At 63.2% G+C, this 13,962-nt stretch carries 14 protein-coding genes; 11 read left to right on the top strand and 3 right to left on the bottom strand.

The genetic code is table 11. From position 1 onward, the window contains the following. Positions 1–62: 62 nt before the first annotated feature. A complete protein-coding gene (locus PSV40_RS01455) occupies positions 63–1,748 on the bottom strand; it encodes an electron transfer flavoprotein-ubiquinone oxidoreductase (RefSeq protein ID WP_300533367.1) in 1,686 nt (561 codons plus the stop codon). 138 nt (positions 1,749–1,886) lie between these two features. On the opposite strand from PSV40_RS01455, the gene PSV40_RS01450 reads away from it, so the two are divergent. The 3 genes from PSV40_RS01450 (at position 1,887) to PSV40_RS01440 (ending at position 5,633) form a co-directional block, all read left to right on the top strand. Next, positions 1,887–2,669 (top strand): SDR family oxidoreductase, encoded by a 783-nt coding sequence (locus PSV40_RS01450; RefSeq protein ID WP_300533365.1) that lies wholly within the window; start codon positions 1,887–1,889, stop codon positions 2,667–2,669. Positions 2,670–2,749: 80 nt separating this feature from the next. Next, positions 2,750–3,169 (top strand): acyl-CoA thioesterase, encoded by a 420-nt coding sequence (locus tag PSV40_RS01445; protein WP_300533363.1) that lies wholly within the window; start codon positions 2,750–2,752, stop codon positions 3,167–3,169. A 37-nt stretch (positions 3,170–3,206) separates the two neighbouring features. Next, complete coding sequence (locus PSV40_RS01440; protein WP_300533361.1) at positions 3,207–5,633, top strand: Lon protease family protein; 2,427 nt, start codon at positions 3,207–3,209, stop codon at positions 5,631–5,633. 24 nt (positions 5,634–5,657) lie between these two features. Here PSV40_RS01440 and PSV40_RS01435 read toward each other — a convergent pair whose 3' ends face one another. Further along, positions 5,658–6,233 carry a peroxidase-related enzyme gene (locus PSV40_RS01435; protein ID WP_300533360.1) on the bottom strand — a complete coding sequence of 192 codons (576 nt, stop codon included), beginning with the start codon at positions 6,231–6,233 and terminating at the stop codon, positions 5,658–5,660. Positions 6,234–6,371: 138 nt separating this feature from the next. On the opposite strand from PSV40_RS01435, the gene PSV40_RS01430 reads away from it, so the two are divergent. The 6 genes from PSV40_RS01430 to PSV40_RS01405 all read left to right on the top strand — a co-directional run bounded on the left by PSV40_RS01430 (position 6,372) and on the right by PSV40_RS01405 (position 11,387). Next, positions 6,372–6,740: a carboxymuconolactone decarboxylase family protein gene (locus PSV40_RS01430; RefSeq protein ID WP_300533358.1), complete on the top strand. Its 369-nt coding sequence runs from the start codon at positions 6,372–6,374 to the stop codon at positions 6,738–6,740. Positions 6,741–6,849: 109 nt separating this feature from the next. Next, entirely contained in the window at positions 6,850–7,767 is a 918-nt protein-coding gene (locus tag PSV40_RS01425; RefSeq protein ID WP_300533356.1) for a hypothetical protein, read from the top strand. A gap of 139 nt (positions 7,768–7,906) precedes the next feature. Then, on the top strand, positions 7,907–8,245 hold the full coding sequence (locus tag PSV40_RS01420) for a hypothetical protein (protein ID WP_300533355.1): 339 nt from the start codon (positions 7,907–7,909) through the stop codon (positions 8,243–8,245). A 299-nt stretch (positions 8,246–8,544) separates the two neighbouring features. Beyond that, positions 8,545–8,904 carry an HPF/RaiA family ribosome-associated protein gene (locus PSV40_RS01415; protein ID WP_300533354.1) on the top strand — a complete coding sequence of 120 codons (360 nt, stop codon included), beginning with the start codon at positions 8,545–8,547 and terminating at the stop codon, positions 8,902–8,904. A gap of 240 nt (positions 8,905–9,144) precedes the next feature. Beyond that, a complete protein-coding gene (locus tag PSV40_RS01410) occupies positions 9,145–9,897 on the top strand; it encodes a metallophosphoesterase family protein (RefSeq protein ID WP_300533353.1) in 753 nt (250 codons plus the stop codon). Further along, the gene (locus PSV40_RS01405; RefSeq protein WP_300533351.1) at positions 9,894–11,387 is read left to right on the top strand and encodes a bifunctional serine/threonine-protein kinase/universal stress protein; all 1,494 of its coding nucleotides are present in this window, start codon (positions 9,894–9,896) and stop codon (positions 11,385–11,387) included. The genes PSV40_RS01410 and PSV40_RS01405 overlap by 4 nt, the downstream gene beginning before the upstream one ends. 74 nt (positions 11,388–11,461) lie before the next feature. Here PSV40_RS01405 and PSV40_RS01400 read toward each other — a convergent pair whose 3' ends face one another. Further along, complete coding sequence (locus tag PSV40_RS01400; protein ID WP_096699128.1) at positions 11,462–12,016, bottom strand: PAS and helix-turn-helix domain-containing protein; 555 nt, start codon at positions 12,014–12,016, stop codon at positions 11,462–11,464. A gap of 113 nt (positions 12,017–12,129) precedes the next feature. Here PSV40_RS01400 and PSV40_RS01395 point away from each other — a divergent pair, with 113 nt between their 5' ends. Continuing rightward, positions 12,130–12,834 carry a CoA transferase subunit A gene (locus tag PSV40_RS01395; protein WP_300533349.1) on the top strand — a complete coding sequence of 235 codons (705 nt, stop codon included), beginning with the start codon at positions 12,130–12,132 and terminating at the stop codon, positions 12,832–12,834. 11 nt (positions 12,835–12,845) lie between these two features. Next, positions 12,846–13,484 carry a CoA transferase subunit B gene (locus PSV40_RS01390; RefSeq protein WP_300533348.1) on the top strand — a complete coding sequence of 213 codons (639 nt, stop codon included), beginning with the start codon at positions 12,846–12,848 and terminating at the stop codon, positions 13,482–13,484. Positions 13,485–13,962: the final 478 nt, after the last annotated feature.

The raw sequence follows: 13,962 nt of genomic DNA, 5'->3' as shown, positions 1-13,962 counted from the left end.
GTTCAAGACGGGCAGGTCGGGCGGCTTGCACTTTGGCGGAGGCTGGCCCGCCCCGCATGGCCCTACATGCCGCTGTAGTTGGGGCCGCCACCGCCTTCGGGTGTGACCCAGACAATGTTTTGCGTCGGGTCCTTGATGTCGCAGGTCTTGCAGTGCACGCAGTTCTGCGCGTTGATCTGCAGGCGGGAGCTAGCGTCGGGGTTCTTCACGAACTCATACACACCGGCCGGGCAGTAGCGCGACTCCGGACCGGCATAAGTCGCCAGGTTGATGTTGACCGGCACGCTGGCGTCCTTGAGCGTCAGGTGCGCCGGTTGCTGCTCTTCATGGTTGGTGTTGGAAACAAACACCGAACTCAGACGGTCGAAGGTGATCTTGTTGTCGGGCTTGGGGTAAACAATCTGCGGGCACTCGGCCGCCGGTTTGAGCGTGGCGTGGTCGGCCACCTTGCGGCGAATCGTCCACGGCGGGTTGCGGATGCCCAGCTTGGGCAGCAGCCACTGTTCGATGCCGGTCATGAAGGAGCCGACATACACGCCTTTCTTGAACCACTGCTTGAAGTTGCGTGACTGGTTCAGTTCGGCATGCAGCCAGCTTTTGGCAAAGGCTTGCGGGTAGGCGCTCAGTTCGTCGTGCTGGCGGCCCGCGGTGACCGCATCGAAGGCGGCCTCGGCCGCGAGCATGCCGGTCTTGATGGCGGCATGGCTGCCCTTGATGCGTGCGGCGTTGAGGTAACCGGCTTCGCAGCCGATCAGTGCGCCGCCGGGGAACACGGTTTTGGGCAGGCTGACCATGCCCCCGGCCGTGATGGCACGTGCGCCGTAGCTGATGCGTTTGCCGCCTTCGAGGTAGGCCTTGATGCTGGGGTGCGTTTTCCAGCGCTGCATTTCCTCGAAGGGGCTGAGCCAGGGGTTGCTGTAGTCCAGGCCGACCACCAGGCCCAGCGTGACCTTGTTGTCTTCCAGGTGGTACATGAAGCCGCCGCCATAGGTCTGGCTGTCCATGGGCCAGCCGGCGGTGTGCACGACCAGGCCGGGCTTGTGTTTGGCCGGATCGATTTCCCAGAGTTCCTTCACGCCCAGCGCGTAGGCCTGCGGGTCCTTGCCCTCGTTGAGCTTGAACTGCGCCATGAGCTGGCGGCCCAGGTGGCCGCGCGCGCCTTCGGCAAAAATCGTGTACTTGCCGTGCAGTTCCATGCCGAGCTGGAAATGGTCGCTCGGCTGGCCGTCCTTGCCGACGCCCAGGTTGCCGGTGGCCACGCCCTTGACGGAGCCGTTGTCGTTGTAAAGCACTTCGGCGGCTGCGAAGCCTGGGAAAATTTCCACCCCCAGGTTCTCGGCCTGCTGCGCCATCCAGCGCACCACATTGCCAAGGCTGACGACGTAGTTGCCTTCGTTGTGAAAACACTCGGGCACAAAAAAAGCCGGTGTTTTTGTCGCGCCCGTTTCGCTGAGGAACAGCACCTCGTCGCTGGTCACGGGCTGGTTCAGCGGGGCACCCAGCTCTTTCCAGTCCGGAATCAGCTCGGTAAGGGCCTTGGGGTCCATGACCGCGCCGGACAGAATGTGCGCGCCGGGCTCCGAGCCTTTTTCAAGCACCACCACAGAGAGCTCCGTGCCTTTTTCAGCGGCCAGCTGTTTCAGGCGAATGGCCGTGGCCAGACCGCCGGGCCCGCCTCCGACCACGACCACGTCGTATTCCATCGCTTCACGGGGGCCGAACTGGGCCAGGATTTCTTCGTTGTTCATGGTGGACTCGCTGATAATCAATTTCAGGAACGGTTGTCCGTCAGGTAACGGCCGCAGTCTGCGCCTGATTTTATGTCGTGAATCCGCTGAGTCGAACGATCGTTCGCATCGGCACACTTTTATCGAGAGGACCCTCTAATGGCTTACAGCCTGGATCTTTCAGGGCGTGTCGCGCTCGTGACCGGCGCATCCGGCGGTCTGGGTGCGCAGTTTGCCAAAACCCTGAGCCGTGCCGGCGCAGCGGTGGTGCTGGCCAGCCGCAGGATGGACAAGCTCAAGGCATTGCGCGCGCAGATCGAGGCCGAAGGCGGTGATGCGCATGTGGTCACGCTCGATGTGACGGACCATGCCAGCATCAAGTCGGCGGTGGCGCACGCCGAGACCGAGGTCGGCCCCATTGACATCCTCGTCAACAACTCCGGCGTGAGCACCACGCAGCGCATCCAGGACGTGGGCGAGGATGACTACGACTTCATTTTCGGCACCAACGTCAAGGGCGCTTTTTTTGTGGCGCAGGAAGTCGGCAAACGCATGCTGGCGCGGTCGCGCGGCGCGGCGCCCGGCGCCTTTTCCGGCGCACACATCATCAACATTGCCTCCATGGCCGGCCTGCGCGTGTTGCCGCAGATTGGCGTGTACTGCATGAGCAAGGCGGCGGTGGTGCAGATGACCAGGGCCATGGCGCTGGAGTGGGGCAAGTTCGGCATCAACGTCAACGCCATCTGCCCGGGCTACATCGACACCGAGATCAACCACCACCACTGGGAAACCGAGCAGGGAAAACGGCTGGTGCAGATGTTGCCGCGCAAGCGCATCGGCAAGCCGGAGGACCTGGACGCGCTGCTGGTGATGCTGGCCAGTGGCCAGAGCCACTTCATCAACGGTGCGGTCATTGCGGCGGACGACGGCTTCGGGCTCTGAGGCGCGCGCCGCTGAGCGCCTGTCCATCGGCCATCTTTTTTTGTCCTTCCTTTTCGACTCTCCATCGTCTTCACAGCGCCATGAAAATTGAAATTCCCGAGATCAAGAAACTGGTTTTTGAAATGTCCATCCCCATCCGGTGGGGCGATATGGACGCCATGGGCCATGTCAACAACACCAGCTATTTCCGTTACCTGGAAACGGTTCGTATCGACTGGATGCATTCCATCGGCTGTGTGCCCGACCCCCAGGGCGAAGGCCCGGTCATCGTCAATGCGTTCTGCAATTTTTACAAACAACTCGAATACCCGGGGGACGTGCTGGTCAAGATGTATGTCAGCGACCCGGCACGCACCACCTTCGAGAGCTGGGGCACGATGGAGCGTGCCGACCAGCCCGGTGTGATCTGTGCGGCCGGCGGTGCCACGACGATCTGGGTCGACTTTCCGAGCCAGAAGGCCGCCCCCTTGCCCGACTGGATGCGCCAGCTGGTCAGCTGAGCGCAAAATCCGGCCATCCATCCACCTTGCCAGCCCCATGCCTGTCGCCAAAGTCCTTCCCGCTGATCTGCGTCTCGCCATCGACCCCGGGCTTTTGGGGTTCGCGGACACCTCCGAACTGCTGGACCAGCCGATGCACTGGATCGGCCAGGAGCGTGCCGAAACCGCGGCCCGCTTTGGCCTGGCAATGGCGCAGCCCGACTACAACCTTTTCGTGCTGGGCGAGGTCGGCACGGGAAGATCAACCCTGCTGCTGCAGATGATGCAGACGGCGGCGGCCAGCCGGCCGGTGCCGCCGGACCTGTGTTACCTCAACAATTTCGACGCGCCGGAGCGGCCCCGGGCCTTGCGCATGCCCGCGGGGCAGGGCCGGTTGCTGCGTCAACTCATGCTGCAGTTGACTAAAACGCTTCAGGCGGAAATTCCCAAACGACTGGCGGATCAGGATTTCCGCACGGAAAGCGAACGCATCGAAAAAAGTTACAAGGCGGAAGAGGACCCGGCCTACGCGGAGCTGGATGCGTTTGCCGAGGCCCGGAGCTTTTCATTGTTTCGCGAGGCGGGCCACCTGGTCTTCACCCTGAGGGATGACAAGGGCCGGGCCCTGACCGAAAGCGAGGCGCTGGCCCTGCCGAAAGAGCGGCGTGTGGAGATTGACCGCGCCGAGCAGGAACTGCGTGCCGAAATCGCCCGGTTTCTCGACAAAACCCGGTCCATGGAACGGGTCCTGCACGAAGGCCTGGCGGCCTTGCGCCGCCAGGTGGTCAAACCGATGGTGGAGCACGAACTGCAGGAGATCCGCAACGAGCTGCGCAAACAGATCAAGGACTCGGTCAAGCTGGGCAACTACCTGGAACTGGTCATGCACGATGCGCTCGAAAACCTGGAGCTGTTCCAGGCGGGCGACACCGACGAAGAGGTCCGGCTTGAGGCATTGGCTTCAGTGCTGGGCCGTTACCGGGTCAACCTGGTCGTGGACAACCACGGCCTGACCGGCGCGCCGGTGATGGTCGAGGACAACCCCCTGCTGCGCAGGCTGTTTGGCAGCATCGAGTACCAGTCCGACAACGATGTGCGGGTCACGGATTTTTCGCGCATACGCGCGGGCAGCCTGCTCAAGGCGAACGGCGGCTTTCTGATGCTGCACCTGCACGACCTGCTGGCCGATGAGCTGGTGTGGGAAAAGCTGCGCCGCTTCCTGCGCAGCGGCCGCGTGCAGATCGAGGAGTCCGGCATGACGTATTCGCCCATGGCCGCCGTGGCACTGGAGCCGGAACCTGTCGATGCGGATGTCAAGATCATCCTGATCGGCTCCGTCGAGGAGTACTACCTCCTGCAGGAGAGCGATCCGGAGTTCACCCGCCGTTTTCGCTGCAAGGTGGACGTGGCCGAAAGTTTTCCGGCCAACCAGGATACCCGCCGGGCTTCGGCGGTTTTTGTGGCGCACACCTGCCGCAAAATGGGCTTCCCCCACTTTTCCGCGGCGGCCGTCGCGCGCCTGCTGGAAGATTCCCACCGCGAGGTGGACGATCAGACGCGCCAGAGCGCCATTTTTTCCCGCACCGAGGCCCTCGTGATGGAGAGCGCCGCCATGGGCCGCGCGCGGGGCGCGACCCTGGTGGACCTGCAGGACGTCGAGGCGGCGCTTCGTGCCCGCAACTACAGGCACGACTACCCCGAGCAGCGCCAGCAGGAAACCATTGCGGACGGGGAGCGGCTGCTGGTCCTGACCGGCGAGAAGGTGGGGCAGCTCAATGCCTTGACCGTGATTGACCTGGGCGACTACCGTTTCGGTTTTCCGGTGGGTGTCACGGCACGCACCTACGCCGGCGACGAGGGCCTGCTCAACGTGGAGCGCGAGGTGGAGCTTTCCGGCCCCATCCATGACAAGGGGGTGCTCATCCTGCACAGTTACCTGTCGGCGCTGTTTGCCCATATTGCGCCGCTGGCGTTGAATGCGGCCATTGTTTTCGAACAGGAGTACCACGGCGTCGAGGGTGATTCCGCTTCCTGCGCCGAACTGTATGTACTGCTGTCGTCGCTGTCAGGGCTGCCGCTGAAACAGGGCGTCGCCGTGACCGGGGCGATCAACCAGCATGGCGACATGCTGCCGGTCGGCGGGATCAACGAAAAAATAGAAGGCTACTTTCGCAGCTGTGAAATTGTCGGGCTGGACGGCAGCCAGGGCGTGCTGATTCCGCACCGTAACCGGCGCCACCTGATGCTCGAGCGCAAGGTGGTGGAGGCGGTGGCCGCGGGACGGTTCCACATCTACACGGCCGAACATGCCAGTGAAGGCCTGGAACTGCTCACCGGCACGCCTTTTGGCGGGTTCGGCGCGTCAGGCGATTACCCGGAAGGCAGCGTGCTGGGCCGCGCGCAGAAAACCCTGCAGGATTTCCGGCGCTCCTGCCAGCGTGCGGAGCAGCACAAACCGGAACGCAAACCCGGAAAGCTGCGCTGACCGGGGCCAGCGGCCCCTGTTTCCCTATTTCTGCTTCGGCAACCGACCCATCAGGTAAAACTCGGGGTTGGGCATCATGCTGGAAAAGCTCGCGATGCGGTTGGACAGGCCGAAGAAAGCGGTGATCGCCGCAATGTCCCAGATGTCCTCGTCGTTGAAGCCGTGGGTATGCAGCGCGGCAAAGTCGGCTTCTTCCACCTCGCCCGACTTCTGGCAGACCTTCATCGCGAAGTCCAGCATGGCGCGCTGGCGCGGCGTGATGTCGGCCTTGCGGTAGTTCACCGCCACCTGGTCGGCCACCAGCGGCTTTTTCTCGTAGATCCGCAGGAGCGCGCCATGCGCCACCACGCAGTACACGCAGTGGTTGGCCGCACTCGTGGTGGTCACGATCATCTCGCGGTCGCCTTTGCTCAGGCCCGACTCCTCGCGCAACATCAATGCGTCATGGTAGGCAAAAAAGGCACGCCACTCCGCCGGACGACGCGCCAGCGCCAGAAACACATTGGGTACGAAGCCGGCTTTTTCCTGCACTTCCAGCACTTTGGCCTTGATGTCATCGGGCAGGGTGTTGAGGTCGGGCAGGGGGTATCTTGTGGTCATGGCTTGTCTCATGGCGGGTGAATGTTGGGGCAATGATACGTTCAGTGCGAGGTGACTTTGGGGAGGTTGGCCTTGTCGGCGCAGGCTGATGGGGACGCCAGCGGCTATGCTGGCGATTTGTCCAGGAGCACTTGACCCATGAATTCCCAATTCGACAAAGGCCTCGCCACCCGCAAGCAGGTGATGGGCGAAGACTTTGTAAGCAATGCTTTCGCCAATGTCACCGATTTCACCCGTCCCATTCAGGAACACATCACCGCCAAAGCCTGGGGGGATGTCTGGCAGCGGCCGGGCCTGGAGCGCAAGACGCGAAGCCTGATCACCGTGGCCATGCTCGCGGCGCTCGGCAAGCAGCATGAACTCAAGGCACATGTGCGCGGTGCGCTCAACAACGGCGCAACTTCTGCGGAGATTCAGGAGGTGTTGCTGCACGCCGCCGTTTATTGCGGTGTGCCCACGGCGGTGGATGCCTTCCGCAGCGCTGCCGAGGTGATTGACGGCAAGTAGGACGGGAAACCGCCGGCCGGCTGGCACGGCGGATTTTTCTGCGCATGGGCTCGACCGGACATGATCTGCCGCAAAGTTTCTGTTGGGCCGGCTGCCCATAATGATCGGCATGATGTGGTTCATCCATACCAGCCAACGGGTCATCCGCCATGCGATTGTGTTGTCGCTCTCGCTGGGGCTGTTCATGTCTGCCTGGGGCGCCGGCGGTTCGCAGGCGCTCGGGCCTGCTGCCTTGCGGGCCAAGCACCTTGCCTTGGGCCCTCAACTTGCCAGCAATCAGTTCCAGGGGCCCTTGTACCTGGCGTCGACTGAAAGCGCCCAGCAACTGGAGGGTGATGTCTACGCCCTGGTCAAGCACCCGTTCGGGACGGTCAGCACCGAGCTGAGCGACCCCAGGCACTGGTGTGACATGCTGATCCTGCATCTGAACATCAAGTTCTGCCGTGCCAGACCGGCCGGTGGAGGCACCCAGCTGGATGTGCGGATCGGCCGCAAGCATGACCGGCCGTTGGTTGAGGCGTCCACGGTTCTTTTTTCCTACCGCACGGCTGCGGTAGAGCCGGAATATCTGGCCATCGAACTCGACGCCGCAGATGGACCGCTGGATACACATGATTACAAGATCCTGCTCGAGGCTGTCCCGATCGCGCAGGGCCAAAGCTTCATTCACATGCGGTACTCCTTCGCCTATGGGCGCGCGGGTCGCGTCGCCATGCAGCTGTATCTGGCGACCCTCGGCCGCGGAAAGGTCGGGTTCACCCCGACCGCAGCGGCTTCACCCGGCGAGCCGCCGGCACTCATTGGGGGGGTGCGTGGCGTGGTGGAGCGAAACACAATGCGTTACTACCTCGCGATTGAGTCCTACCTCGATGCGCTTGCGGTGCCACCGCCGCAACGCTTCGAGAAAGGCCTGGAGGGCTGGTTCGCGGCAACCCAGAAATATGCCCGCCAGCTGTATGAGGTGGACCGTGCCGCCTACCTCGACATGAAACGCAAGGAGTACCTGCGGCAGCAGACGGCACCTTAGGCGCAAAGCCATGTGTAGACGCCATTGCAGGGCATGCTCTCCTGTTGATAAAGCGCAAGTTGCGCATCAAGGCCGCATGAAATACTTGAATTTCCCGTTATTCGAATCCCTCGTTCATCAACCTTCCTGGAGATCTGTCATGAAAAAACTGTTGCTTCCCCTGAGCCTCGTTCTTGCCCAGATGTTGGCCGTGAGCGCGTTCGCCCAGACCAAAGGGGGCGAGGCCGACGCCGAACAATCCAAGGGCCAGACCATGCCCAAAGCGACGCCCGCTGAAAAAGCCACTGCCAAGGCCGGGCGCAAAGAGGAAGGCGCCGCTGCGGCCCACAAGGCCGTCACGCCGCGTGCAGCCGAGGAAAAAGGTGTCGGCACCGCCAAGGCGGCCACCAAGCAGGAGCGCGATGCGGCCCGGGCCAAGCGCAAAGCCGCTGCCGCTGCCGCCGTCAAGAAAGGCGAAATCGCTTCCGGGGAAAAATGATCCAGCCTGGCTTGTGAGAGAAAGACGGGCCCTTCGGGGTCCGTTTTTCATGGTGATGCCTTCAACGGTGTGCACCCGTTTTTTTTTGCAGCGCCTGCAAGCAGAAAGACCGCCTGCTGCCGGGAGACCGTGCTGAGAAAACGTTGCCCGTTTTCGCTCGCCCTACTCCGGCGGGGGAATGTGGACTACACGCCATCAGGGCGGGCAGGGTGCACAATGAATTTCCAGTCGCCGCCGTGTGACTTCATGGCAACCCGGCCTTTTCGCCGCAGGTTGCCGACCCCGAAAGGAAAAATGACATGCAGGTTCAAGTCAACTCCAACCACACCATCCACACCGGTGAGTCGTTTGAGCGATGGGCAAGCACGGAACTCAACGCGTCGCTGAGCCGCTTCAAGGATGAGATCACCCGCATCGAGGTGCACATGAGCGACGAGAACAGCGACAAGGTCAGCACCGACCACAAGCGCTGCATGATCGAGGCGCGGCTCGCTCACCACGAACCGCTGGCCGTCAACCACCACGCCTCCAGCCAGGACGAAGCCTTCCGGGGCGCCAGCGAGAAGCTCAAGCGGGTGCTGGAGCACACGCTGGACAAGCTGCGTGACCACCGTTCACGCGAGTCCATCCGCCGCGAGCCCGATCCGGGCGCTCTCTGAGCCGGCAGGCAGTCAGCGCCGGCTGCCGGCGCATTGACAGGGATCGGCTTTTTGTTTTGAAGTGTTTTTGGCCTCCAGCCCAATGACAGAAAGCGCGGGCAGCTATTAATATGATAGCTTTCCGGCCGGTAGGTGCGGCTGCCCTCCTGCGCGCGTGCGGCATCACGGGCGGTACAACGCCGGCCTCCCCGATTGCAAGCCTCGCATCAGGTTCGGGGGTGATGATGTGCGCAACAACCCATGAAAATTGCCCTGCTGTCCGACATTCATGCCAACCTGCGCGCGCTTGACGCCTGCATGGAGCACGCCGCCGCGCAGGGTGCGCAGCGTTTCGCCGTGCTCGGCGATCTGGTGGGTTACGGGGCGCAGCCTGCGCAGGTGGTGCGCCGGGTACGTGCGCTGGCGCAGGACGGTGCCATCGTCCTCCAGGGCAACCACGACGCGTTGGCGGCGGCCCCGCTCGACCAGGCCGGCACGATGGACGCGGGTGGGGCGGCGTGGACCCGCGCGCAACTGGCGCCCGCCGACCTGGATTTCCTGGCCGGCCTGCCGCTGACCGCTACCGACGACACTGCGTTTCTGGTGCACGGCAGCGCCGACGCGCCGCAGCGCTGGCTGTATGTCGACAGCGGGCACCGCGCCGAGGCCAGCCTCCATGCGGCCTGCGCGGACGAGCGTGTGCGTTATGTCTTTGGCGGCCACGTGCACCAGCAGACCCTTTATTTCCGGGGCGCGAGCCAGAAGCTCCTGCGTTTTGAGCCGACGTCAGGCGCCACCATTCCGGTACCGTCCCATCGCCGCTGGATTGCCACCGTGGGCTCGGTCGGACAGCCGCGTGATGGGGACACCGATGCGATGTATGCGATTTTCGACGCAGCCCGCGCCGAGCTGACCTTTCACCGGGTCGCTTATGACCATCTTGCGGCTGCGGCCGATGTCCGGGCCGCGGGGTTGCCGGAGGTTTTTGCGAAACGGCTGGAGCAGGGCTTGTGAAGCTGCTGGCCCCCGGAACGGTGATGGACGGCTTCCAGGTAGGCGACTGCCTGCATGCCGGCGGCATGGCCCACATCTACCAGGTCGCTTATGCGGGCGCTGCGCAGCGCGAGCCATTTCCCATGGTCATGAAGGTGCCGCGCATGACCGAGGGCGACGGCGCGGAGAACATCGTCGGGTTCGAGGTGGAGAGGCAGATCCTGTCCGTGCTCACGGGGCCGCATGTGCCGCGCCTGGTGGCCACCGGCGACCTGGCAAAGCTGCCTTACCTGGTCATGGAACACGTGCCCGGGCGCACCCTGCAGCAATGGCTGGACGACGATCCCGCGCCGCTGCCGGCTGAAGAAATCGCCCGGCTGGGCGCGGCCGTGGCGCAGGCCGCGCACAGCCTGCACCTGCAGGACGTCTGCCACCTGGACCTCAAGCCGGCCAATGTGCTGATGCGGCCGGACGGCCTGGCGGTGCTGCTCGACTTCGGCCTGTCTTGCCACGCCCACTATCCGGACCTGCTGGCCGAGGAATTGCGTCCCGCCGTGGGATCGCCGACCTGGATGGCGCCCGAACAGGTGGTGGGCATGCGCGGTGATCCGCGCAGCGACATTTTTGCCATCGGTGTGATGTTGTACGAGCTGGCCACGTGCGAGCTTCCTTTTGGCAACCCGCAGACCACCGGCGGACTGCGCCAGCGCCTGTGGATGGACCCGGTGCCGCCGCGCAAGTGGCACCCGGCGTTGCCCGAATGGCTGCAGGAAGTGATCCTGCGCTGCCTGGAACCGGACGCCGCGCAGCGTTATGCGTCCGCCGCGCATCTGGCCTTCGACCTCTCCCATCCGCAGCAGGTGCAGGTGACCGACCGAGGGCGCCGCGTGCGGCCCACCGGGTTCTGGGCGCATCTGAAACGCTGGGTGCGCGCGGCCGGCATGCACTACCAGCCGAGCGCGCTGCCGTCACGGCAGATTGACGAGGTGCCCATCATCATGGTGGCCGTTCCCAACCGCGACGTCAGTGATGCCACCCTGTACTCCCTGCGCGGGGCGGTGTCGCGTGCCCTCGGTACCGTGCCCGGTGCCCGGCTGGCCTGCGTGAGCGTGATTGACCCGGCAGAAACGCCGGGCCACGATACCGCCTCCAGTGAGACCACGGTGCACCGGCGCTACCTCGGCATGCTGCGGCAGTGGGCCCAACCGCTGGACCTGAGCGGCCAGACGGTCTCTTTCCACATCCTCGAAAACGGTGACGTCGCCCAGGCCCTGCTGCGTTATGCGCAAGGCAACCAGGTCAGCATGATCGTGATGGGCGCGGCCACCCACGGGCTGCAAATGCAGCGGCTGCTGGCCACGGTGCCCATCCGGGTCGCCATGGCGGCGCCGTGCACCGTCGTGCTGGTCAAACAGGCGCTGCCGTTTGACCAGCTGGCCGCGACGGACGGCAGCCACGCCCAGGACCACCTGGCCGACAGGCCTGCGCGTGTTTCCCGCGTCATGATGTAGGGGAGTTAGGGTGAAAAATGCCCGCAGCCCTTGGCAGGAAAGCGCGAGCCGCTATCAATCAAGGAGCGCCCAGGTCAGCCCGCCATCAGCTTGTGCACCAGGTCGGCGGTCGTGGATGCCTTGTACTTGCGCATCAGGCGGGCCCGGTAGATCTCCACCGTGCGGTGGCTGATGACGAGGGCGCGGCCGATTTCCTTGGATGTCAGTCCGTCCATCAGGTGTGCGGCGACTTCGCGCTCGCGCGCGGTGAGTTCGGCCTTGACGGGCCGGCGTGAACTCAGGTCCTCGAAGGTCCAGATGCCGGACTCGTGCGGCGCAGCTCGGTTCAGCGCGCGCCCCGTGACATGGCACCAGAAGGTCTCGCCCTTGAGGCGGCCGTCCACGCGTTTCATGATGCGGTCGTCGGCGTAGTGCCCCTTCGCATTGAGGATGGGCAGCATGCGCGCGCCTATGCGTTCATACTCGTCCGCGCTCGGGTAGAGGATCTGGAACGACTGGCCGGTCAGTTGCTCGCGCGTGGCCCCGAACATCTCGCACAGATGCTGGTTGCAGTCGACAATGGCCCGGTTGCGCGAAAGCACCAGACCCACGGGGGCCATGTCAAATGCCAGGCGGTAGTCAATGTCCATGGTGGTGCAGGTGAGTGGGGAGTGCGGGTTTGACTTTAGGGATAACTACGTATATGGATAGGTAGTATCGTAAGGCTTTTGAAGTTCGTGTCGAAGCTCTGCAGGAGATTTCTGTGAATAAAATTTTCCCATCCGCCGACGAAGCCCTGAAGGGCATCGTCCAGGACGGCCAGCTGATGGCTGTTGGTGGTTTTGGCCTGTGCGGCATTCCCGAGGCACTGATCGAAGCGCTGAAAGCCAGCCAGGTCAAAAACCTGACCGTGATCTCCAACAATGCCGGCGTGGATGGTTTCGGCCTGGGCAAGCTGCTGGAGACCCGGCAGATCAGGAAGATGATTTCCAGCTATGTGGGGGAGAACAAGGAGTTCGAGCGCCAGTACCTGGCCGGCGAACTGGAACTGGAGTTCACGCCGCAGGGCACGCTGGCAGAGAAGCTGCGCGCGGGCGGCGCCGGCATCCCGGCATTTTTCACCAAAACCGGTGTCGGCACCCTCGTCGCCGAGGGCAAGGAACTGCGCGAGTTCGATGGCGAAACCTATCTGATGGAACGCTCGCTGGTGCCTGATGTGGCGCTGGTCAAGGCCGACATCGCCGACCGCTCGGGCAACCTGCGCTTCAACCTGACGGCGCGCAACTTCAACCCGGCCGCGGCCATGGCGGGCAGGGTCTGCATCGTGGAGGTGGAGCGCATCGTCGCCACCGGCGAGTTGGCGCCCGACGACATCCATCTGCCCGGCATCTATGTGCACCGCATCGTGCACAACCCCACGCCCGAGAAGCGCATTGAAAAGCGCACCACCCGCGACCGTAAAGTTTGAGGAGCACGAACATGGCATGGACCCAGGATCAAATGGCCGCACGCGCGGCGCAGGAACTCGAAGACGGCTTTTATGTGAACCTCGGTATCGGCATCCCGACGCTGGTGGCCAACTTCGTGCCCGACCACATCGAGGTGTGGCTGCAAAGCGAGAACGGCATGCTGGGCATTGGCCCGTTTCCGTATGAAGACGAGGTGGACGCCGACCTGATCAACGCCGGCAAGCAGACCGTGACCACCATCAAGGGCTCGTCGATTTTCGGCAGTCACGACAGCTTTGCCATGATCCGAGGCGGCAAGATCAACCTCAGCATCCTGGGGGCCATGCAGGTCAACGAACACGGCGACCTGGCCAACTGGATGATTCCGGGCAAGATGATCAAGGGCATGGGCGGCGCCATGGACCTGGTGGCCGGTGTCAAGCGGGTCATCATCCTGATGGAGCATGTCGCGAAGAAAAAAGACGGCACGGAAGACCTGAAAATCCTCGAAAAATGCACCTTGCCCCTGACCGGGGTCGGTGTGGTGGACCGCATCATCACCGACCTGGCCGTGATGGACGTCACGCCGGAAGGCCTGAAAGTGGTTGAACTGGCACCCGGGGTGACCCTTGAGGCCCTGCAGGCCAAGACAGGCTGCAAGCTGCTCTGAGCGGCCATCCCGCCTTCAGGTGGCGTTCGCGCCGTCTGAAGGCAATGTACAAGTTTTCCCAGGTCGCCTCTTCAGGCTTGGGGCGCGCCACCCGGGAAGCCGGTGGCGCGCAACCGGCGCCTGTGCCACTCCATCCCCAGGGTTGGCTTCTCTGGTCACCCGCCTGCATGGGCAGATCTCTTTTTGCGGATTCGCACGACCAAGGGCCCCCAAGGCGAGGTGGCCCGGTTCGTTCCCGCAACAGATCCTGTTGCTCCCCGTGCAATGCGGGTAACTATGCCGGTCGGCCCGCGGCCGCGTCGGTATTCCCTGAATGCAACAGTCGTTCCCGTTGGATGCGTAACAATTTCTTGCATTTTTGGTTTCAAACGCATAATCCTTGTTATAGCCGCCATTGAAAAAATGACGTTGCACAACATGAGTATTCCTTAACAAGTATTTGAAAACATGAGTGTTCTTTACCTAGATCACTTCGGCT

Source organism: Polaromonas sp. (assembly GCF_029945925.1).
Classification (GTDB): Bacteria; Pseudomonadota; Gammaproteobacteria; order Burkholderiales; family Burkholderiaceae_C; genus Polaromonas.
The sequence above is the reverse complement of the archived record's forward strand: the minus strand, read 5'-3'. Positions and strand labels throughout refer to the sequence as shown.

Coding starts and splice junctions, on each gene's coding strand:
- PSV40_RS01410 (WP_300533353.1), top strand. CDS start 9,145: ATGAAAATTGCCCTGCTGTCCGACATTCATGCCAACCTGCGCGCGCTT.
- PSV40_RS01450 (WP_300533365.1), top strand. CDS start 1,887: ATGGCTTACAGCCTGGATCTTTCAGGGCGTGTCGCGCTCGTGACCGGC.
- PSV40_RS01430 (WP_300533358.1), top strand. CDS start 6,372: ATGAATTCCCAATTCGACAAAGGCCTCGCCACCCGCAAGCAGGTGATG.
- PSV40_RS01415 (WP_300533354.1), top strand. CDS start 8,545: ATGCAGGTTCAAGTCAACTCCAACCACACCATCCACACCGGTGAGTCG.
- PSV40_RS01400 (WP_096699128.1), bottom strand. CDS start 12,016: ATGGACATTGACTACCGCCTGGCATTTGACATGGCCCCCGTGGGTCTG.
- PSV40_RS01445 (WP_300533363.1), top strand. CDS start 2,750: ATGAAAATTGAAATTCCCGAGATCAAGAAACTGGTTTTTGAAATGTCC.
- PSV40_RS01455 (WP_300533367.1), bottom strand. CDS start 1,748: ATGAACAACGAAGAAATCCTGGCCCAGTTCGGCCCCCGTGAAGCGATG.
- PSV40_RS01420 (WP_300533355.1), top strand. CDS start 7,907: ATGAAAAAACTGTTGCTTCCCCTGAGCCTCGTTCTTGCCCAGATGTTG.
- PSV40_RS01440 (WP_300533361.1), top strand. CDS start 3,207: ATGCCTGTCGCCAAAGTCCTTCCCGCTGATCTGCGTCTCGCCATCGAC.
- PSV40_RS01425 (WP_300533356.1), top strand. CDS start 6,850: ATGATGTGGTTCATCCATACCAGCCAACGGGTCATCCGCCATGCGATT.
- PSV40_RS01390 (WP_300533348.1), top strand. CDS start 12,846: ATGGCATGGACCCAGGATCAAATGGCCGCACGCGCGGCGCAGGAACTC.
- PSV40_RS01435 (WP_300533360.1), bottom strand. CDS start 6,233: ATGACCACAAGATACCCCCTGCCCGACCTCAACACCCTGCCCGATGAC.